The organism is Pseudomonas citronellolis, assembly GCF_900112375.1.
Classification (GTDB): domain Bacteria; phylum Pseudomonadota; class Gammaproteobacteria; order Pseudomonadales; family Pseudomonadaceae; genus Pseudomonas; species Pseudomonas citronellolis.
This window is the reverse complement of sequence record NZ_FOLS01000019.1, coordinates 22,862-41,664: the sequence shown is the minus strand read 5'-3', so window position 1 is coordinate 41,664 and position 18,803 is coordinate 22,862. Positions and strand designations below refer to the sequence as shown.

General features: G+C 71.0%; 19 protein-coding genes. 1 reads left to right on the top strand and 18 read right to left on the bottom strand.

Annotated features, from left to right (window positions below):
* Positions 1-96: 96 nt before the first annotated feature.
* From BM060_RS18370 to BM060_RS18325, 10 genes are all read right to left on the bottom strand, one after another.
* The gene (locus tag BM060_RS18370) at positions 97-972 is read right to left on the bottom strand and encodes an SDR family oxidoreductase (protein WP_074981687.1); all 876 of its coding nucleotides are present in this window, start codon (positions 970-972) and stop codon (positions 97-99) included.
* A 113-nt stretch (positions 973-1,085) separates the two neighbouring features.
* Positions 1,086-2,234 (bottom strand): acetyl-CoA C-acetyltransferase, encoded by a 1,149-nt coding sequence (locus BM060_RS18365; RefSeq protein WP_074981685.1) that lies wholly within the window; start codon positions 2,232-2,234, stop codon positions 1,086-1,088.
* A gap of 10 nt (positions 2,235-2,244) precedes the next feature.
* Positions 2,245-3,306 carry an acyl-CoA dehydrogenase family protein gene (locus BM060_RS18360; RefSeq protein WP_074981683.1) on the bottom strand — a complete coding sequence of 354 codons (1,062 nt, stop codon included), beginning with the start codon at positions 3,304-3,306 and terminating at the stop codon, positions 2,245-2,247.
* Between the two features lie 11 nt (positions 3,307-3,317).
* Positions 3,318-4,484 carry an acyl-CoA dehydrogenase gene (locus BM060_RS18355; RefSeq protein ID WP_074981681.1) on the bottom strand — a complete coding sequence of 389 codons (1,167 nt, stop codon included), beginning with the start codon at positions 4,482-4,484 and terminating at the stop codon, positions 3,318-3,320.
* 16 nt (positions 4,485-4,500) lie between these two features.
* Positions 4,501-5,253 carry an enoyl-CoA hydratase family protein gene (locus BM060_RS18350; RefSeq protein ID WP_074981679.1) on the bottom strand — a complete coding sequence of 251 codons (753 nt, stop codon included), beginning with the start codon at positions 5,251-5,253 and terminating at the stop codon, positions 4,501-4,503.
* A complete protein-coding gene (locus BM060_RS18345; RefSeq protein ID WP_074981677.1) occupies positions 5,234-6,334 on the bottom strand; it encodes an NAD(P)H-dependent flavin oxidoreductase in 1,101 nt (366 codons plus the stop codon). The genes BM060_RS18350 and BM060_RS18345 overlap by 20 nt, the downstream gene beginning before the upstream one ends.
* Positions 6,331-7,188 (bottom strand): enoyl-CoA hydratase, encoded by an 858-nt coding sequence (locus tag BM060_RS18340; protein WP_074981675.1) that lies wholly within the window; start codon positions 7,186-7,188, stop codon positions 6,331-6,333. The genes BM060_RS18345 and BM060_RS18340 overlap by 4 nt, the downstream gene beginning before the upstream one ends.
* Positions 7,185-8,000 (bottom strand): CoA-transferase subunit beta, encoded by an 816-nt coding sequence (locus BM060_RS18335; RefSeq protein WP_074981674.1) that lies wholly within the window; start codon positions 7,998-8,000, stop codon positions 7,185-7,187. Before BM060_RS18335 ends, BM060_RS18340 begins: the two co-directional genes overlap by 4 nt.
* A gap of 12 nt (positions 8,001-8,012) precedes the next feature.
* On the bottom strand, positions 8,013-8,894 hold the full coding sequence (locus tag BM060_RS18330; protein WP_074981672.1) for a CoA transferase subunit A: 882 nt from the start codon (positions 8,892-8,894) through the stop codon (positions 8,013-8,015).
* A gap of 10 nt (positions 8,895-8,904) precedes the next feature.
* Entirely contained in the window at positions 8,905-9,801 is an 897-nt protein-coding gene (locus BM060_RS18325; RefSeq protein WP_074981670.1) for a VOC family protein, read from the bottom strand.
* 259 nt (positions 9,802-10,060) lie between these two features.
* Here BM060_RS18325 and BM060_RS18320 point away from each other — a divergent pair, with 259 nt between their 5' ends.
* A complete protein-coding gene (locus BM060_RS18320; RefSeq protein ID WP_074981668.1) occupies positions 10,061-11,230 on the top strand; it encodes a helix-turn-helix transcriptional regulator in 1,170 nt (389 codons plus the stop codon).
* 81 nt (positions 11,231-11,311) lie between these two features.
* Here the strand turns inward: BM060_RS18320 and BM060_RS18315 are convergent, their stop codons facing one another.
* From BM060_RS18315 to BM060_RS18280, 8 genes are all read right to left on the bottom strand, one after another.
* Positions 11,312-11,782: an arsenate reductase ArsC gene (locus tag BM060_RS18315; protein WP_074981666.1), complete on the bottom strand. Its 471-nt coding sequence runs from the start codon at positions 11,780-11,782 to the stop codon at positions 11,312-11,314.
* 28 nt (positions 11,783-11,810) lie between these two features.
* Positions 11,811-13,094 carry an arsenic transporter gene (locus tag BM060_RS18310; RefSeq protein ID WP_009619491.1) on the bottom strand — a complete coding sequence of 428 codons (1,284 nt, stop codon included), beginning with the start codon at positions 13,092-13,094 and terminating at the stop codon, positions 11,811-11,813.
* Between the two features lie 22 nt (positions 13,095-13,116).
* Entirely contained in the window at positions 13,117-13,461 is a 345-nt protein-coding gene (locus BM060_RS18305) for a metalloregulator ArsR/SmtB family transcription factor (protein WP_069866041.1), read from the bottom strand.
* A gap of 115 nt (positions 13,462-13,576) precedes the next feature.
* Positions 13,577-14,242, bottom strand: coding sequence for a M24 family metallopeptidase (locus BM060_RS18300; protein ID WP_074981665.1), 666 nt, complete (start codon positions 14,240-14,242; stop codon positions 13,577-13,579).
* 431 nt (positions 14,243-14,673) lie between these two features.
* Entirely contained in the window at positions 14,674-15,645 is a 972-nt protein-coding gene (locus tag BM060_RS18295; RefSeq protein ID WP_074981663.1) for an acetyltransferase, read from the bottom strand.
* A 10-nt stretch (positions 15,646-15,655) separates the two neighbouring features.
* A complete protein-coding gene (locus BM060_RS18290) occupies positions 15,656-16,444 on the bottom strand; it encodes an SDR family oxidoreductase (protein WP_074981661.1) in 789 nt (262 codons plus the stop codon).
* Between the two features lie 34 nt (positions 16,445-16,478).
* Positions 16,479-17,642 (bottom strand): sulfotransferase family protein, encoded by a 1,164-nt coding sequence (locus BM060_RS18285; protein ID WP_074981659.1) that lies wholly within the window; start codon positions 17,640-17,642, stop codon positions 16,479-16,481.
* Positions 17,639-18,754 carry a DUF1214 domain-containing protein gene (locus BM060_RS18280; RefSeq protein ID WP_074981657.1) on the bottom strand — a complete coding sequence of 372 codons (1,116 nt, stop codon included), beginning with the start codon at positions 18,752-18,754 and terminating at the stop codon, positions 17,639-17,641. Before BM060_RS18280 ends, BM060_RS18285 begins: the two co-directional genes overlap by 4 nt.
* Positions 18,755-18,803: the final 49 nt, after the last annotated feature.

The window sequence follows — 18,803 nt, the reverse complement described above, 5'->3', positions numbered from 1 at the left end:
TTGGCCTTGGTTGCGGGGTGCTTCGGGTTGAACAGCAGCATTCGTGATCGCTGGCGGTGTGGCGGCGTATAACCGCGAACGGTTATACGCCCTACGTCAGGCGCCGTAGACCTTCTGGGGCGGGGTGGCGCGGTCGATGAGGGCGTCGACCGCCTCGCCGATTTCTTCCGGCAGCCAGCGCGCGCCCTTGTCACGTTCCGGGCCGCGGCGCCAGCCGTCGGCGATGGAGAGCTTGCCGCCTTCCACTTCGAACAGCCTGCCGCTGACGTGCTGCGAGGCTTCGCTGACCAGCCAGGCCACCAGCGGCGCGACGTTTTCCGGGGCGAAGTGGTCGAAGCCCGCTTCGGGCTTTTTCATCACCTCGGCGAACACCTGCTCGGTCATGCCGGTGCGCGCCGCCGGGGCCAGGGCGTTGGCGGTGATGCCGTAGCGCGCCAGCTCCGCCGCCTGCACCAGGGTCAGGGCGGCGATGCCGCCCTTGGCGGCCGAATAGTTGGACTGGCCGATGCTGCCCTGCAGGCCGGCGCCGGAGCTGGTGTTGATCAGGCGGGCCTGGACTCTGGCGCCGGCCTTGACCTGCTCGCGCCAGTGGCGCACGGCGTGGCTGGCGATGCAGAAGTGGCCCTTCAGGTGCACGTTCATCACCGCGTCCCAGTCGGCCTCGGTGAGGCTGGCGAACATGCGGTCGCGGCAGATGCCGGCGTTGTTCACCACCGCGTGCAGCTCGCCGAAGGCGGCGATGGCGGCCTGGACGATCTCGCCGGCCTCGGCGTAGTCGGTGATGTCGTGGCAGTCGCCGATGGCGTTGCCGCCCTGGTCGCGGATCAGCGCCACCACGCCGGCGACGGCTTCGCGGTTGATGTCGTTGACCACGACGTTGGCGCCTTCGGCGGCCAGGGCCAGGGCGTAGGCGCGGCCGAGGCCGCCTCCGGCGCCGGTGATGATGACGGTGCGGGCTTTGCAGAGGGGCATGGGTGTACTCCTGGAATCAATGCGGTAAGTCTCTGGGTTCCCGCGTTCGCGGGAATGACGGGGGAACCAATATCCGGGCGTCATTCCCGCGAACGCGGGAACCCAGTGAACCGCTACAGCCGTTCGATAATGGTCACGTTGGCCTGGCCGCCGCCTTCGCACATGGTCTGCAGGCCGTAGCGGCCGCCGCTGCGTTCCAGTTCGTGGAGCAGCGTGGTCATCAGCCTGGCGCCGGTGGCGCCCAGAGGGTGGCCGAGGGCGATGGCGCCGCCGTTGACGTTGGTGCGCTCGTGGGGGTAGCCGGTCTCGCGCAGCCAGGCCAGGACCACCGAGGCGAAGGCCTCGTTGATCTCCACCCGGTCGATGTCGTCCAGGCGCATGCCGGCCTTCTTCAGCGCGTATTCGGTGGCCGGGATGGGCGCGGTGAGCATCCACACGGGGTCATCCGCGCGCACGCTGAGATGGTGGATGCGCGCGCGTGGCGTCAGGCCGTAGCGCCTAAGGGCGCGTTCGGAGACGATCAGCAGCGCGCTGGCGGCGTCGCAGGTCTGGCTCGACACGCCGGCGGTGACGCGGTCGCAGCCGAACAGGCTTTCCAGCTCGGTCATCTTCGCCAGGCTGGTGTGGCGCGGCGTCTCGTCATGCTGCACACCGGCCAGCGGGACTATCTCGCGGGCGAATCGGCCTGCCTCGATGGCGCGTAGCGCGCGCTGGTGCGACTCCAGCGCGTAGGCTTCCAGCGCCTCGCGCCCGAGGCCCCATTTCTCGGCGATCATCTGCGCCGAGCGGAACTGGCTCGGCGGCGTGGCGCCGTAGCGCTTCACCCAGCCCTCGGAGCCGCTGAAGGGGTCGCCGAAGCCCAGCGGCTCGGCGGCGGTCATGGCCGAGGAAATCGGAATCTGCGTCATGGTCTGCACGCCGCCGGCCACCACCACGTCCTGGGTGCCGCTCATCACCGCCTGGGCGGCGAAGTGCACGGCCTGCTGCGAGGAGCCGCACTGGCGGTCCACCGTGGTGCCGGGCACGCCCTGGTCGAGGCCGGCGGCCAGCCAGCAGGTGCGGGCGATGTCGCCGGCCAGCGGGCCGATGGTGTCGACGCAGCCGAAGATGACGTCGTCGTAGTCCGCGTCGGGGATGCCGTTGCGCTGCACCAGCTCGCGCAGCACGTGGGCGCCCAGGTCGGCGGCATGGATGTGCGCCAGGCCGCCCTTGCGCTTGCCGGTGGGCGTGCGCAGGGCGTCGACTATGTAGGCTTCTGCCATTTCGCTCTCCTCAGCGGCCGAAGGTGTGGCCGGCGCCGGCCTGGACAGCGCCGGCGAACAGCGCCTGGCACAGCCGCGCCTTGTGCAGGCTGCGGTCGCCCCAGACCTTGTCCAGGGCCCAGGCGCGCTTCATGTACAGCTGCAGGTCGACCTCCCAGGTGTAACCCATGGCGCCGTGTACCTGGATGGCGTTCTTCGCCGCCAGCTGCGAGGCCTCGGCACAGGCCAGGCGCGCCTGGGACACTTGCAGCGCGGCCAGCCGGTGGCCCTCGGCGAGGGACTGCGCGGCGCGGTACAGCGGGCCCTTGGCGAACTCGATGAGCACCGCGACGTTGGCCATCAGGTGTTTGACCGCCTGGAAGCTGCCGATCGGCTTGCCGAACTGCTTGCGCTCGAAGCTGTAGTCCACCGCCAGGTCGACCATGCGCCGCGCCAGGCCCAGCTGCTGCGCGGCGCAGGCCAGGGCGCCGCGCTCGAAGGCGGCGCCCCACAGGGCGCGGGCCTGCTCGCCGCGGGCGACGCAGGTGGTGGCGGACGGCGTCCAGGCCACGGCGAACAGGCGCCGCGCCGGGTCCAGCACCGCGTTGCCGGTGAACTGCACGGCCTCGCGCGGCACGGCGTGCACTTCATCATGGCTGCCGAGGATCAGCAGGTCGGCGACGTGGGCATCGGCCACCAGCAGGTTGTCCGGGTGCCCCACCGCCAGGCGCGCGCGGCCTTCGGCGATGCGCCCCAGCCAGTCGGCCTTGAGCGCCTCGTGCTCGTCGCCCAGGGCGGCCAGCAGCGGCGCGCCGACCAGCACGGTGTCCAGCAGCGGCTCGGCCAGCGCCGCGTAGCCGCATTCCTGGGCCGGCAGGACCCAGTCGGTTTCGTCCAGGCCCAGGCCGCCGTAGGCCTCGGGCAGGTTGAGGGCGGTCAGGCCCAGCTCGGCCAGTTGCGCCCAGAGTTCGTCGCTGCGCCCGCTGTCGCCGGCCCACAGCTCGCGCTGGCGCTCGGGGGGCACCTGGTTGGTGAGGAAGGCGCGCACGCTGTCGTGGAAGCGCAGCTGGTCGTCGTTGAAGGTGAAGTCCATGGCCATGCTCCTCAGGCGCGCGGCATGCCGAGCATGCGCTCGGCGATGATGTTGCGCTGGATTTCGTTGGTGCCGGCGTAGATCGGCCCGGCCAGGGAGAACAGGAAGCCGTCCAGCCAGCGCCCCACCTCGCCCGCGGCGGGCGCGCCGGGCAGCAGTTCGGCGCGGGCGCCGAGGATGCTCAGGGCGGTGTCGTGCATGCGCTGGTCCAGTTCCGACCAGAAGATCTTGTTGGTCGAGGACTCCGCGCCGATGCGCCCGCCCTGCTGCAGGCGCGAGGCGGTCATGTAGGTGCTCAGGGTGTAGGCCTCGGCATCGAGCCAGGCGCGCATCACCGCCTCGCCGATGGCCGGGTCGCGGTCGGCCGCCTCGCGGTTGTCCAGGTACAGCTGCAGCAGGCGCCGCGCGGTTTCCTGGAAGCGCGCCGGCGAGCGCAGCATCAGCCCGCGCTCGAAGCCGGCGGTGGACATCGCCACGTGCCAGCCCTGGCCTTCGCCGCCCAGCACGTTCTCCACCGGCACCCGCACGTCGTCGAAGAAGATTTCGGCGAACCCCGGCAGGCCGTCGAGTTGGGCAATGGGGCGGATGGTGATGCCGGGGCTGTCCAGCGGCACCAGGATGAAGGTCAGGCCATGGTGGCGGCTGGAGGCCGGGTCGGTGCGGAACAGGCCGAACAGCCAGTCGGCCCAGACCGCGCGGGTGGACCAGGTCTTCTGGCCGTTGATGACGAAGTGCTCGCCGTCGCGCTCGGCGCGCGAGCGGATGGCCGCCATGTCGGAGCCGGCGCCCGGTTCCGACCAGCCCTGGGCCCAGACGTCCTCGCCGCGCGCCATGCGCGGCAGGAAGCGGGCCTTCTGCGCCTCGCTGCCGAACTCCATCAGCGTCGGGCCGAGCAGGAAGATGCCGTTCTGGTTGACCCGCCCGGGGGCGCCGGCGCGGTAGTACTCTTCCTCGAAGATCAGCCACTGGATCAGGTCGCAGCCGCGCCCGCCGTAGGCTTCCGGCCAGGTGACCATGCCCCAGTGGCCGTCGTGCAGGCGTGCCTCCCATTCGCGGTGCAGGCGGAAGCCTTCCTCGGTGTCGTAGGAGGGCAAGGGGCGCTTCGGCACGTTGGCCGCGAGCCAGCTGCGGACCTCTTCGCGGAAGGCCTGTTGTTCGTTGTTGTAGTTCAGGTCCATGGGCTGTCGCCTGCGGTCAGTTGAATTGCGCTTCGCGCTTTTCCACGAAGGAGTCGCGCGCTTCCTGGGAATCCAGCGAGCGGTAGGCCTCGAGGGTGAAGCCCTGCTCCCAGCGGTACTTGTCTTCGAGGTTGCCGTCCTCGATGCCGGTCAGCGCTTCCTTGGCCAGGGCGATCATCCGCGGGCTCTTGGCGGCGATCCTGCGCGCCACCTCCAACGCCGCCTCGCGCAGCTTCTCGCGCGGCACCACGCGCTCCACCGCGCCCAGGCGGTAGGCCTCGTAGGCGTCGATGGGCTCGCCGGTGAAGTACATGTGGCGCACCTTCTGCACCGGGAACAGGCGCTGCAGGTGGGCGCCGCCGCCCATGGCGCCGCGGTCCACCTCGGGCACGCCGAAGCTGGCGCATTCGCTGGCGATGACGATGTCCGCCGCGCCGCACAGGCCGATGCCGCCGCCGAGGACGAAGCCGTGCACGGCGGCGATCACCGGCTTGGGATTGCGGTGCACGGCCTTGAAGCTGTCGTAGTTGCCCTTGTTCACCGCCACGATCAGGTTGCCGTCGGCGGCCAGTTCCTTGATGTCGACGCCGGCGCAGAAGCCGCGGCCCTCGGCGCGGATGACGATGACCCGCACCGCGTCGTCGCGGCCCAGGCGTTCCAGCGCCTCGGCGATGGCCGCCCAGCCGGCGCAGTCGAAGGCGTTCACCGGCGGGCGGTCGAACACCAGCTCGGCGATGTGCTCGTGGATGTCAACGCGAAACGGTGGCATGGCGGTTCTCCTGGGACAGTTGCGGGTCCACCCGGCGGGCCAGCTCGGCGAGCCGCGCCCCGGCCTGGGCGACGATGGTCTGGATGATCTCGGCGCACGGCGGGCGGCCGGCGAGCAACGCGGCGACCTGCCCGGCCGGCAGCACGCCGTCCTGCGGCTGGCCGTCGACCATGGCCTTCTGGATCACCATGGGCGCGTTGGCCGCCAGCAGCGCCTGGCTCAGGCTCAGTTCGCCGCGCTCGCGCAGGGCCTGGAGCATCTGCCCCCAGCCGATGCCGGACAGGCGCCGGTAGGCCAGCGCGCAGTGCAGCGCCAGGCGCAGGCGGCGCAGCGGGCCGGCGGCCTCCAGGGCGTCGAGCAGTTCGTTGCGGATCATCCGCTGCGGCAGGCCGTCGAGGGCGCGGCTGACGATCACCGCCGCCGGGTCCTTCACGCCCAGGTAGCGCGCCAGGGTGGCCTCGGGCACCGGGCTCTCGCGGCTCATCAAAAAGCGCGTGCCCATGGCCACGCCCTCGGCGCCCAGGGCCAGCGCAGCCACCAGGCCGGCGCCGTCGTGGAAGCCGCCGGCGGCCACCACCGGCACCTGCACGGCCTCGCGCACCTGGGCCAGCAGCAGCGAGGTCGGCACCGAGCCGGTGTGCCCGCCGCCCTCCCCGCCCTGCACGGTGACGATGTCGGCGCCCAGCTCCACGGCCTTCTGCGCGTGCTTGAGGGCGCCCACGGTGGGCATGCAGACCACCCCGGCCTCCTTCAGCCGGGCGATCAGCTTCGGCCCCGGCGAGCGGCTGTAGCTGACCGCACGCACGCCGTGGCGCAGCACCAGCTCGACGATCTCGCCGGCGTTGGGTTGGTACATGTGGAAGTTGACGCCGAACGGCTGGGCACTCAGCGCCTTGGTTTCGAGAATCGCCGCCTCCATGCGCTGCGGCTCGATGGTCGCCCCGGCGAGGAAGCCGAAGCCGCCGGCGTTGCCGGTGGCCGCCACCAGGCGCGGGTCGGCCACCCAGCCCATGGCGGTCTGGATGATCGGGTAGCGGCAGCCGAGCAGGCGGCTGACGCGGGTGCTCAGGTCCGCGCTCATCGGCCGCCCTCCGCCGGCTCGCGCTGGGAGCTGGCCATGGCGCGGGCGTCGTAGCCGCCCAGGCGGTCGCCGGAGACCAGTTCGTTGTGGGCGTGGGCGAAGTGGTGCAGGCCGAACACCATGTCCATGGTGGCGCGCTTGCCCATCAGGTCCTCGGCGTTGTTCACCGCCTGCTTGGCCAGCTGCAGGCCCAGGCGCGGCATTTCGGCGATGCGCCGGGCCATGTCGAGGGTCACGTCCGGCAGCACGTCGCGCGGCACCACCTTGTTGACCATGCCCAGCTGCCAGGCGCGCTCGGCCGGCATGCGCTCGCCGAGGAAGAGGAATTCCTTGGCGATGCGCGGGTTCAGTTCATGCACGTGGGCGAAGTACTCCACGCCGGGGATGCCCATGCGCACCACCGGGTCGCGGAAGTAGGCATCGTCGCTGGCGACGATCAGGTCGCACACCCAGGCCAGCATCAGCCCGCCGGCGATGCAGGCGCCCTGCACCATGGCCACGGTCGGCTTGGGCATCTCGCGCCAGCGCCGGCACATGCCCAGGTACACCTCCTGCTCGCGGGCGTAGAGGAACTCGCCGCCGGGCTTGTTGACGTGGTCGTACCACAGGCTGGCGCGCTCGAAGCTCTGGTCGACGTCGCGCCCCGGGGTGCCGATGTCGTGGCCGGCGGAAAAGTGCTTGCCGGCCCCGCGCAGGACGATGACCTTGACCGCGTCGTCGTCGCAGGCGCGGCGGAAGGCTGCGTCCAGTGCATAGGTCATCCGCGAGTTCTGTGCGTTGTGGTACTCGGGACGGTTCATGGTGACCAGGGCCAGCGGGCCCTGCACCTCGTAGAGCACGACTTCCTCGTTCATGGCCGTGCTCCTGCGGCGCGGCGGTCGCCCGGCGGGTCGTCCTTGAGCTGGCGGGCGCGCAGGTTGTGCGGGTCGAGGCGGCGGATGAGTTCCAGCTGCTGCGCCGTGGGCGCTGCGGTGGTCGGAATCCGTGCCGGCAGCGCCAGGTCGAAGCCGGTGTTGTCCAGCACCTGGGCCAGCTCCACGCCGGGGTGCAGCGAGCGCACGCGCATCTGCCGCTGCGGGCCCTGGAAGTCGAGCACGCAGAGGTCGGTGACGACCAGGCGGATGTCGATGTCGTCCAGCGACCAGCCGCGGGCCAGGCGCGCCGGGTTGTAGCCCACCGAGGCGACCATGTCGACCTCGCCCTCGACGAACACCCGGCGGCTGTGCGCCGGCACGAAGAAGGAGTTGGCGTGGCTGATGGAGTTGCCGGGGAAGCCGCGCACCCCGAGCATCTGCGCCTTGGGCCGGGCGTAGTCGCCGATGCAGGAGATGTTCGCCTGGCCGAAGCGGTCGACCTGGGTCGGCCCCACCAGCGCGTGGCGGCGCCCACCCCAGACGTTGTCGAAGATGCGCGAGAAACCCATCCAGCTGTCGAACTTGGGCACATAGCCGTTGCGCGCGCCCAGCGGCACCGGCTCGCCGACCATGAAGGCCTCGGAGTCGGTCATCAAGAGGTCGCGGTTGCAGCTCTGCATGGCCAGGGAAGCGGCCAGCCGGGGGATCACCCCGATGCCGGTGGCGAGCACCTCGCCGTCGTCGCGCCAGCACTCGCTGGCGGCGCTGATCAGCAGTTCGGCGAGGCTGTAGGAAGCGTTTGCGTCAGTCATGGTTCGGCCTCGTCAGAACACCGGCAGGGGCAGCTTGCGGAGCGCGTCGAGCCCGCCGACCTTGTCCAGGTAGGCCGCCTCGCCGTCGCGGATGAATTCGTCGTAGTAGCGCTGCCAGCCGCCCTCCTCCTGGGCCGAGGCGTTGTAGCGCTGCAGGTGCGCCACGTCGAAGCCGTACAGCGGCGCGCAGGCGCTGGGGTGGGCGCCGCCGGGGATGTGCGCCACGCCGCGGGTGAGGTTGCGCTCCCAGAACACCTGGCGCGCGGCCTGCGGGTTGGCGTGGAAGTACTCGGGCTCGACCAGCTCGTCGCAGCTCACGTAGGTGTTGGCGGCGGCGCGGGCGAAGAGATCGTCCATGTAGTGGTCCGGCCCCTCGATCTGGCAGACGCCGCGGGCGTCGGCGCGGTCGACGTGGAGCAGCGCGGCGTCCAGCTTCAGCGCCGGCATGGCGACCCAGTCGCGGCCGTCGGCGTAGGGCGAGGCCACCAGTTTTATCTGCGGGTTGTGCGTCAGCACGTCGGTGCCCAGGCCCACCGCGGTGGGGATGAAGGGCACGTGCATGGCCGCGGCGCGCAGGCCCAGCAGCAGCATGCCTTCGTCGATCTCCATCACCTCCAGCTCGCCGGCCTGGCGCGCCTTGCGGAAGTAGGGCTCCAGCGGGATGAAATCCAGCGAGACGAAGGCGAACACCAGCTTCCTGACCTTGCCGGCGGCGCAGAGCATGCCGACGTCGGCGCCGCCGTAGGCGACGATGGTGAGGTCCTTGAGGCCTGAGCGGAGAATCTCGCGGACCAGGGCCATGGGTTTGCGCCGCGGGCCCCAGCCACCGATGCCGAGGGTCATGCCGTCGCGCAGCTGGGCGACCACCTCGGTGGCCGTCATGCGTTTGTCCATGCTGCTCTCCTTACTGCCGGCCGACGCTGAAGTCGTGGCCCCAATGGCTGACCACGGTGCTTTCGAAGGGGGTGTGCGCCTGCCAGTCCACCTCCAGCCCGCCGTGGCCGTACTCGATGTCGAAGCCGCCGGGGCTGCGCATGTAGAAGGACACCATCTGGTCGTTGGTGTGCTTGCCGAGGGTGGCCGACAGCTGCACGCCCTGGGCGTGCATGCGGTCCAGCGCGCGGCCGACGTCGTCGAGCGCGGCGGTTTCCAGCATCAGGTGCACGCAGCCGCTGGGGATCGGGCATTCGAAGATCGCCAGGGAATGGTGGCGGGCGTTGTTGCAGTGCATGAAGTGGATGCGCTTCTCCGGCTCCTGCGGGTCGGGGGTGAAGCGCACCTTCATCAGGTCGGACAGGCCGAAGCCCAGCACCTGCTCGTAGAAGTCGCGGCAGCGCTCGAAGGCCGGCGCCGGCAGCACCACGTGGCCCATGCCCATGGCGCCGGTGACGAAGCCGCTGACGCCCACCGGCGAGACGAAGGGCCTGAAGTCCTGGCAGGGGCCCCAGAACAGCTCGTGGCGGTTGCCGTCGGGGTCGCGGAACAGGGCGATTTCCTGCACCTTGCGCAGCGCGCAGTCGGCGGCGCTGCCGCGCTCGACCTCCACGTCGGCGCGCTGCAACTCGGCGATGGCCTGCTCGAAGGCGGCCTTGCCGGCCACCTCCCAGCCGCTGGCGCCGTAGCCGTCGCGCTCGTCGCGCAGCACCAGCACGCGGTAGTGGCGCTCGTCCATCTTCAGGTACAGCGCGCCCTCGGGGGCGGCGTCGTCCACCATCATGCCCAGCACCTGGCCGGCGTAGCTGCGCCAGCGCTCCAGGTCGCTGGCCAGGACGGTCACGTAGCCCAGTCCTCGGATATCCATGGGTGCTCTCCTCATCGTTGTCGCGGGCCCGCCGCAGGGGCCACTGGTGATGGGGATTCAAACAGCGCCGGGCAGGCCCAACATCGTCCGATGGGACTAGCGCGAAAGCGGCGCCCGGCGGGGCCTGCGCGCACCCGTCCGGCGCAGCGCCGGACACACCGCGCAGGCCCCTGGCCATCTAGGCCGAACGGACGATTCGATGCCCCCGCGGCGCGTCCATGCTCGCCCGCAAACAACAACGAGCAGCCCCGAGGCGCCCATGAACGCAGCCACCTCCCCGGCCCGGGATCCGTTCGCCCGCGCCGGCATCAGCGCCGCCGCACTGAGCGAACTGCTCGACCTGGTCTACCGCGGCCCCCTGGAAAGCACGCCCTGGGCCAGCCTGCTGGAAGCCCTGCGCCAGCGCTGCGGCGCCAGCTTCGTCACCCTGGTGCTGCGCAACCCCGACCACCAGCGCCCGGGGCTGATCGTCAACGCCTCCGCGCACGGCCCGCACCTGCCCGGCGAGCCCTCCTACAGCGAGCACTACTACGCCATCTGCCCCTTCCTCGACTGGCCCGCCGGGCAGGTCGCCAGCGCCGACCGGGTGCTGGGCACGCCGCAGTGGCTGGGCCATGACTTCTACCGCCACTACCTGGCGCCGCTGGACCTGCGCTACGTGCTGGTGGCGCGGATGCTCAGCGCCGGCGGCATGCACTGCGCGCTGTTCGCCTGCCGCGACCACGCCGGCGAGGATTTCAGCGAGGCCGACCTGGCCCTGGTAGAACTGCTGCTGCCGCACCTGCAACAGGCGGTGGACCTGCACTCCACGGTGGACCAACTGGAATCCGAGCGGCGCCTCTACGCCCTGACCATCGACCGCCTGCTGGTGGGCACCGCCATCCTCGACACCCACGGCCGCCTGCTGCGCTGCAACGGCGCCGCCCAGCGCCTGCTGGACAGCCGCGACGGCCTGGAATGCCGGCAGGAGCGCCTGCAGGCCTTCGCCCGCCAGGACAACCGCAACCTGCAGAGCGCCATCCAGACCGTGCTGCAGCGCCGCGAGCGCGACGACGAGGTGGAAGTCCTGGCCCTCACCCGCCCCAGCGGCGGCATGCCGCTGAACCTGCTGCTGCGGCCCATCGCCCTGCACCACGAAAGCCGCGGCGACGCCCGCCAGCCGGCGGTGGCGGTGTTCATCCGCAACCCCGCCGACTCGCCCCAGGCCTCGCGCACCCTGCTGCGCAGCCTGTTCCAGCTGACCCGCAGCGAAACCGAGGTGGCCATGCAGATGATGGACGGCCTGACCCTCGACGAAACCGCCGATGCCCTGGGCGTGTCGCGCAACACCGTGCGCGCGCACCTGCGCGGGGTGTTCGCCAAGACCGGCGTGACGCGCCAGGCGGAGCTGGTCAAGACGCTGCTCAACAGCGTCGCCTCGCTGGCCTGAACGGGCGGTTCAGAAGATCGACAGGTCGTAGCCGGCGATCAGGCGCACCTCGTCCACGTCCCGCGCCCGCCGCACCGCCAGTCAGAGGTCGCCGATCCGCGCCAGCTCGCGCTGCAGCCCGTCGCGCTCCAGGCTGGCGAAGGGCAAGGCGAAGAAGGCCCGGCAGCGTCGCTCGATGTGCGCCAGGGTGGCGTGGAAGGCGTCGTCCAGCTGCGCTTCGTCGCCCTGCGCCGTGGAAGGGTCCTCCAGGCCCCAGTGGGCTTTCAGCGCCGGGCCGAAGTACAGCGGGCAGGCTTCGCCCGCGGCCTTGTCGCAGACGGTGATGACGACGTCCGGCGGGTTGTCCGCGAAGGCGTCGTTGCCCTTGCTGCTCAGGCCTTCGGTGGCGATGCCGGCACGCTCCAGCGTCGCCAGGCTGCGCGGCAGCACCTGTCCGCCGGGAAAACTGCCGGCGCTCACCGCCTCGAAGCCTTCCGGGGCCAGGTGGTTGAACAGCGCTTCGGAAAGGATGCTGCGGCAGCTGTTGGCCGTGCACATGAACAGGACTCGCATGCAGAACTCCTCCGCTTCGTGGCGGACGTCAGAGGCTCAGGCGCAGCGCCAGGGCCGAGAGGGTGACGAGCAGGACCGGCAGGGTCAGCAGGATGCCGACCCTGAAGTAGTAGCCCCAGGTGATGCGGATGCCCTTGCGCGCCAGCACGTGCAGCCAGAGCAGCGTGGCCAGGCTGCCGATGGGGGTGATCTTCGGCCCCAGGTCGCAGCCGATGACGTTGGCGTAGATCATCGCCTCGCGGACCACGCCCTCGGCGGCGCTGGCCTGGATCGCCAGCGCGCCCACCAACACGCTGGGCATGTTGTTCATCAGCGAGGACAGCGCCGCCGACAGCAGGCCGGTGCCCAGGGCCGCGGCCCACACGCCCTGCCCCGCCAGGCCGTCCAGCAGGCGGGTGAGGAAGTCGGTGAGGCCGGCGTTCTTCAGGCCGTAGACCACCAGGTACATGCCCAGGGAGAACACCACCACCTGCCAGGGCGCCTCGCGCAGCACCCGGCGGGTGGAGATCACATGGCCGCGGGCGGCGACGGCGAAGAGCACCGCCGCGCACAGCGCCGCCACCGCGCTGACCGGGATGCCCAGCGGCTCCAGGGCGAACAGCCCGAGCAGCAGCGCCAGCAGCATCCAGGCACCGACCGCGAAGGTGGCCGGGTCGCGGATCGCCTCCCGCGGCGCCGGCAGTTGGTCCACGGCATAGCGCTGCGGCAGGTCGCGGCGGAAGAACAGGTACAGCGCCAGCAGCGTCGCGGCGACGCTGGCCAGGTTCACCGGCACCATCACCGCGGCGTACTCGGCGAAGCCCAGGCCGAAATAGTCGGCGGAAACGATGTTCACCAGGTTCGACACCACCAGCGGCAGGCTGGCGGTGTCGGCGATGAAGCCGGCGGCCATGACGAAGGCCAGGGTCGCCGCCGGCGAGAAGCGCAGCGCCAGCAGCATGGAGATGACGATGGGGGTGAGGATCAGCGCCGCCCCGTCGTTGGCGAACAGCGCGGAAACGGCGGCGCCCAGCAGCACGCAGAAGGCGAACAGGCGCCGGCCGCTGCCGCCCGCCCAGCGCGCCACGTGCAGCGCCGCCCAGGCGAAGAAGCCGGCCTCGTCCAGCAGCAGGCTGATGACGATGACCGCGATGAAGGTGGCGGTGGCGTTCCAGACGATGGCCCAGACGGTGGGGATGTCGTGCAGCGACACCACGCCCAGGGCCAGGGCGACCAGCGCGCCGGCGCTGGCGCTCCAGCCGACGCCCAGCCCCCTGGGCTGCCAGATGACGAGGACGAGGGTGAACAGGAAGACGGCAGCGGCGAGCAGCATCGAGGCGGGTTCCGGGAGGGGTTCAGCAGCAGCTGGCGCGCACGGGGCGGCCATCCATGTCGCGCAGGCGGGCGGCGCTTTCCTTCAGCCAGTCGGCGTTGGCCTGCAGGGTGACGCGCAGCACCTCATGGACCCAGGCGGGCAGCGCCGGGTTGAGGCGGTAGTACACCCACTGCCCCTGGCGGCGGTCGAGCAGCAGCCCGGCAGCGCGCAGCTGCGCCAGGTGGCGGCTGACCTTGGGCTGGCTGTCGCCCAGCGCGCACATCAGCTCGCAGACGCACAGCTCGCCCTGCTCGGCGATCAGCAGGGTGGCGCGGGCGCGGGTCTCGTCGGCCAGGCACTTGAAGACTTCGGGGGGCGCGATCATCGGGGGCACCAGAACATATGGAAAGCCAAATATACGGATTTCCATATGTAAAAGACAACTCCGGGCGCGCCTTCAAACGCCCCCGGCGGTTGCCGCCGAGGGCACCCGCCGTGCGTCAGGCCAGCAGGTCCTCGTAGAAGGCCCCGTAGGGCTTGTGCGGGTGGGCGATCTGGATTTCCAGGATCCACAGCCCGCCGTTGGGGTGCTCGGCGTAGTCGCCCAGGTCGCCGGCGCGGTAGATGGCGTGGGGGAAGTCGCTGACGCGGTGGCCCTTGATGTCCAGGTTGAGCTTCCAGCCCAGCGCCTCGGCCTGGGCATGGGCGAAGTCGTACAGCGCCACGCCGCTGCAGCGGGTGTCGCGCCAGTGCGCCTCGACGCGCAGGAACAGCTCCTTGGCCGCCGCCGCGCAGGCCGCCATCTCGGCGTCGTCGCCGACCACGAAGGTGGCCCCGGCGTCGCCTTCGTGGCCGCGCCAGACCACGCCCATGTCGATGAAGAAGATGTCGTTCGCGCCCAGCACGGGGTCGCCGTCGGAGCGTTGCTTGAAGGTCTTCAGGGTGTTGGCGCCGAAGCGGATCAGCAGCGGGTGCCAGATGCGCTGCATGCCCAGCTCGGCCAGCACCTGCTTGCCGATGGCGGTGGCCTCGGACTCGCTCATCCCCGGGCGGATGGCCGCGGCGATGGCGTCCACGGCCTCCCAGGTGCGGGCCTGGGCGTATTTCATCAGTTCTGGCGCATAGTTCGCGCCCACGGCTTCCTTGGCGTACACGGCGGTATTCATTCGGGCAGTCTCTGCGGAGTCCTCGGGGTTTCGGCGTATAGAGTTCTACATAGCGATAGCCGAATGCAACCGTCGTCGCAGGTGCCGGATTTCCAGCCGATCGGAAATTACCTGCAGGGACAGGCGCCTGTAGGGCGTATAACGCTCCGCGTTATACGCCGCTTGGCCGTGGCTCCGGGGCGCTTCGAATCCGGCCCCGGAGCGGACGGTGGGTCGTGGTGTGGCGGCGTACAACCGCGAACGGTTGTACGCCCTACGGTGCCATGGGTATCGCTCCGGCAGGTGGTTGGCGTCGCTGGGGACTCCTGTAGGGCGTATAACGCTCCGCGTTATACGCCGCTTGGCCGTGGCTCCAGGGCGCTTCGAGTCCGGCCCCGGAGCGGGCGGTGGGTCGTGGTGTGGCGGCGTACAACCGCGAACGGTTGTACGCCCTACGGCGCCGTGGGGTATTTCGCCAATAGGTGGTTGGCGAGGTGTTCCAGGTGTTCGTCGTCGAGGTGGTTGATGCCGGCTGCGCGGGCCCGTCCGCCGCCGGTGGGGAAGTCCCGGCAGAAGGCGTCGGCCGGCAGTTCGGCGGCGGCCGGCACGCGCAGGCTGAACAGCCAGCCGCCGCCGGCCTTGGCGCTGAGCAGGCCGATGGCATGGCCCGGCGCACGGCTGGCCAGCTGGTTGGCCAGCACCCCGCTCACCCGTCGTGCCCAGGCCTCGCCCGGCAGGCGGTAGAGCAATGCGCCCGGGCCTTCGCGCCAGGAGCGTTGGCCTTGCGCCAGGGCCATGTCGGCGGCGTAGCCGGCGCGCAGGGTGGCGAAGCTCGCGCTGTGGCGCACGAAGTCCAGCGGCTCGGCGTAGGGCCGCAGTTCCTCGGCCAGGGCCAGGGGCTCGAAGTGCAGGTCGGCCAGGCTATCGCCGTAGGCGTTGTAGTTGAGCAGCAGGCCCAGTTCCTCCAGTGCCGTCACCTCCTCCGCCGCCAGGCCGTGGCGTTGCGCCAGGGCACGCGCCGGCCCGGCCAGGCCGTCGCCGAAGGCCGCAGCCACCGCCCAGCGGTGGTGGCGGCCCTGCAGGTGGCGGTCGACCAGGATGCTGGTGCAGACGTCGGCGGCGGTGTCGATGAAGGATTCGAAGGCCGGGTGCGCGGGCAGCTCGCCGGCGTGGTGGTGGTCGAAGTAGCGCACGCGGGCGCCGGCCTGCAGCAGGCGCAGGGTGGGCTCGCGGTTCTGCGCGTGGGAAATGTCCAGCACGGTGACGCGCTCGCCGGGGCCGGCCTGCACCCGTTGCAGCAGGGCGATGTCGCGCTTCACCCCGCTGACCAGGCGCGGCGCCGCGCCCAGTTCGCCGGCCAGGCGCAGCTGCTGCAGGGCACAGAGGCCGTCGGCGTCGCCATTGAAGGCGCAATGTTCGAGCATGCCGGCGCCCTCAGGCCATCAGCTCGCCGCCATTGGCGTCGAGCTGCGCGCCGTTGATCGCGCTGGCGTAGTCCGATGCCAGGAACAGCGCGGCACGGGCGCATTCCTCGTCGCTGCGCATGCGCCCGCCGGGGATGCCGGCGCTGAATTCGGCGCGCACCTGCTCCTCGCTCACGCCACGCGCGGCGGCTGTCTGGCGCACCACCGCCTGCACCGGCTCGCCCCACATCCAGCCGCAGGCCAGGGCGTTGACGCGCAGGCCGTGCACCGCCTGCTCGCTGGCGAGGTAGCGCACGCTCGCCGCCAGCGCGCCCTTGGAGGCGGAATAGGCGGCGCCGCCCTGGTAGGGCTTGCGCACGCCCAGGGTGTTGATCATGACGATGGCCCCGGCGCGCTGCGCCTGCATCGGCGGCAGCACGGCGCGGGTCATGTTCAGCGAGCCGAGCAGGTTGACCTCCAGGGCCTCGCGCAGCGGCGCGTTGTCGCCCTCCTCCACGGCCTGGAAGCCGCCGTGGGAGAAGGCGCTGTTGATCAGCGCGTCGATGCGCCCGAAGCGCGCCAGCGTGGCCTGGGCGAAGGCCTTGCAGGCCTCGGCGTCGGTGATGTCGGTGGCCAGGCGCAGCACCTGGCAGTCCGGCGCCAGGGCCTGGATGCGTTCTTGCGCCTCGGCCAGCCGCGCCTCGCTGCGCGCGCCTATGGCCAGGGCGCGGGCGCCTTCGCGGGCGGCCTCCAGGGCCAGCTTGATGCCCAGCCCCGGGCCGATGCCCGAGACCATCACGACCTTGTCCTTGAGCAGCATGTTGTTTCTCCTGTGAGCTTTTGTGGGGGCGGATTCAGGCGCCGAGGTGGCGCGCGCGGTATTCGGCGTAGTCGCGGCGCAGGCGCTCGTCGTCGAGGCCGAAGCGCTGGGCGTCGTACTGGTGGCTGGCGCGCTTCTCGCGGCCGTTCTCCGCCAGCCAGCGGGCCATGGCCGCGCGGGTGGCCGGGGTGAGGTCGAGGTCGGCGAAGCGGTAGATGCGCTCGACCACGGCGAGCGGATCGCCCAGGGTGTCCTCGAAGCGCACGTCGAGGAAGCGCCCCGCCGGCATGCCCTCGCGCACCGCCAGGGTGTGGCGCAGGGCCCGCGCCATGCGGGTGTTCCACTGCTCGCCGACGGCGCGCGGGTCGGCCGCGTCGCTGTACAGCTGCCAGAGCGTATGGATGAAGCTGGCCAGCGACGGGATGGTCTTGCCCGGCTCGCGGTGGGTGAGCACCACCTGGGCGCGCGGGAACACCTCGACCAGCAGTTCCAGGGTGTGCAGGTGCTGCGGGCTCTTCAGCAGCCAGCGGCGGCCGGGGGCGATGCCGCGGCGGGCCTGCTGCCATTGCAGGAACTGCAGGCTGCGCTTGAGGTAGCGGTAGACCTGGGCCTGGTCCTGGCGGTCGAGCCAGGCGGTGTAGCCCGGCACGTTGACGTAGGAGTCCATGGCGCAGAGGAAGGAGTGCTCCATGAGCATGAATTCCTCGTCGGGCTGCTCGGCGTCCAGCGGGTGGATGGCCAGCAGCTGCGGGAGGAACTCGACCATCCCCGCCACTTCCGCGCGGGCCCGCTCGATGCGCTGCGTGGGCCGCTCCACGGCCTCGCCGGGCAGCGGCGCCGGGTAGCGGGTCTCCCACCACTGCGCCTTGCTGAACTGCGCATCCACCGCCAGGGTGCGCTGCAGCAGCGTGGTGCCGGTGCGCGGCAGGCCGACGATCACCAGCGGGTCGTCGATGGGCTGTTCGAGGATTTCCGGATGGCGCTTGCAGTAATCCTCCAGCACCAGGCGGTTGACCAGTTGCGCCAGCAGCTTCTCGCGCAGCAGCACGCGGCCCTGCTCGGAAAGCCGGGCCTCGTCGCGCAGGGCCGTGGCCAGCACGTCCAGGGCCTCGCGGTAGTCGCCGGGGCCGAAATCATCGAGGCCGCCGGCGCGGGCGCTGGCTTCGGCCAGCAGGCTATGGGCGGAGAAGTCGTTCATGGCGCCAGTTCCTTCAGGTCGGTGAGCTTGACCACGCGGGTGCCCGGGTGCACTGGGCGCTGCGCGCCGACCCAGCGCAGGCAGAGGGTGCCGTGGGGGTGGCCGGCGGTTTCCAGCCAGTTGGGCAGGCCCGGGTCGCGGGCGCTGAGCACCAGGCGCACGCCGCCGTTGGCGTCCAGTTGCGCCGAGTGCTTGTTCAGGCAGATGCGGTGGTAGCGGTAGTCCAGCGACTCCATCCAGTAGTTGTTGATCTGCAGGTTCCAGAAGTCGCACTCGGGCACCTGTTCCACCTCGATCAGCAGCGCCTCGTCCTCGGCCAGCGCCCAGTAGGAGTGGTAGTAGAAGATGTTCGGATCGCCGCCCACCGCCTGGCACAGCGCCTGGTCCGCCGGCGGCAGGCGGTTGGCGTGGGCCTGGTAGCCCTGGGCCCAGTCGGCGAACAGCCGCGCGGTGTTCTCGACGAAGCCGGCGGCGCGCTGCAGGCCCTGCTGCAGGCGCTGCGGGTCCAGCGGCTGCGGCGCGCTGCCCGCGTCCAGGCGCTCGATGCGCAGCTGCGCCGGCTGCTCGCTGGCGCGGTCGAGGAAGGTCTGGCGGACGATCAGCGCGTTGCTTTCCGGCTCCAGGCGCAGCCAGTTGCCGCTGGCCGGTGGCTGCTGGGAAAGGATCAGCTCGAAGCGGCCGTCGGCGTCCAGTTGCAGTTGCCCGGCGTCGATGAAGCCGGTCTGGATCATCCTGCCGTCGGTCTCGTAGCCGCCCTTCTGGGTGCCGAAGCTGAGGTAGGCGACGCTGCCGCGGGTGCCGCTGACGCGGTAGCGCTGCGTGCCGTTGAGGCGGGCGTAGCGGTACAGGTTGTCGGGGTTGTCGGCGCCGATCTTGGCGGTCTCGTGGGACGGGGTGATGAAGCCGGGGAAGTCGGCGTCGGCGAACTCCAGGTGCATTTCCAGGGCGATGCGCAGCAGGCGCGTCAGGTAGCGGAAGCCTTCGGCGCGGGTCTGCGCGTCGGCCGGGGCCTCGGCGCGCAGTATCTGCTCGCCGCTGCGGCACAGTTGCACGCAGAAGCGCGTCCAGCTTTCGCCGCTGACAACCTCCTGCTCGATGGGGTCGGTGGGCATGTCGGTCTCCTCCAGTGGGCCTGGGCAGACCTTAGGGAGGAGCCGGCGG

Bases quoted from the DNA above. Each gene is read 5' to 3' on its own strand.
- BM060_RS18325 (WP_074981670.1), bottom strand. From the start codon at position 9,801: ATGGATATCCGAGGACTGGGCTACGTGACCGTCCTGGCCAGCGACCTG.
- BM060_RS18310 (WP_009619491.1), bottom strand. From the start codon at position 13,094: ATGCTGCTCGCCGCTGCCGTCTTCCTGTTCACCCTCGTCCTCGTCATC.
- BM060_RS18370 (WP_074981687.1), bottom strand. From the start codon at position 972: ATGCCCCTCTGCAAAGCCCGCACCGTCATCATCACCGGCGCCGGAGGC.
- BM060_RS18305 (WP_069866041.1), bottom strand. From the start codon at position 13,461: ATGATCGCGCCCCCCGAAGTCTTCAAGTGCCTGGCCGACGAGACCCGC.
- BM060_RS18295 (WP_074981663.1), bottom strand. From the start codon at position 15,645: ATGCTCGAACATTGCGCCTTCAATGGCGACGCCGACGGCCTCTGTGCC.
- BM060_RS18285 (WP_074981659.1), bottom strand. From the start codon at position 17,642: ATGAACGACTTCTCCGCCCATAGCCTGCTGGCCGAAGCCAGCGCCCGC.
- BM060_RS18300 (WP_074981665.1), bottom strand. From the start codon at position 14,242: ATGAATACCGCCGTGTACGCCAAGGAAGCCGTGGGCGCGAACTATGCG.
- BM060_RS18340 (WP_074981675.1), bottom strand. From the start codon at position 7,188: ATGAACGAGGAAGTCGTGCTCTACGAGGTGCAGGGCCCGCTGGCCCTG.
- BM060_RS18320 (WP_074981668.1), top strand. From the start codon at position 10,061: ATGAACGCAGCCACCTCCCCGGCCCGGGATCCGTTCGCCCGCGCCGGC.
- BM060_RS18330 (WP_074981672.1), bottom strand. From the start codon at position 8,894: ATGGACAAACGCATGACGGCCACCGAGGTGGTCGCCCAGCTGCGCGAC.
- BM060_RS18365 (WP_074981685.1), bottom strand. From the start codon at position 2,234: ATGGCAGAAGCCTACATAGTCGACGCCCTGCGCACGCCCACCGGCAAG.
- BM060_RS18345 (WP_074981677.1), bottom strand. From the start codon at position 6,334: ATGAGCGCGGACCTGAGCACCCGCGTCAGCCGCCTGCTCGGCTGCCGC.
- BM060_RS18315 (WP_074981666.1), bottom strand. From the start codon at position 11,782: ATGCGAGTCCTGTTCATGTGCACGGCCAACAGCTGCCGCAGCATCCTT.
- BM060_RS18335 (WP_074981674.1), bottom strand. From the start codon at position 8,000: ATGACTGACGCAAACGCTTCCTACAGCCTCGCCGAACTGCTGATCAGC.
- BM060_RS18280 (WP_074981657.1), bottom strand. From the start codon at position 18,754: ATGCCCACCGACCCCATCGAGCAGGAGGTTGTCAGCGGCGAAAGCTGG.
- BM060_RS18350 (WP_074981679.1), bottom strand. From the start codon at position 5,253: ATGCCACCGTTTCGCGTTGACATCCACGAGCACATCGCCGAGCTGGTG.
- BM060_RS18360 (WP_074981683.1), bottom strand. From the start codon at position 3,306: ATGGACTTCACCTTCAACGACGACCAGCTGCGCTTCCACGACAGCGTG.
- BM060_RS18355 (WP_074981681.1), bottom strand. From the start codon at position 4,484: ATGGACCTGAACTACAACAACGAACAACAGGCCTTCCGCGAAGAGGTC.
- BM060_RS18290 (WP_074981661.1), bottom strand. From the start codon at position 16,444: ATGCTGCTCAAGGACAAGGTCGTGATGGTCTCGGGCATCGGCCCGGGG.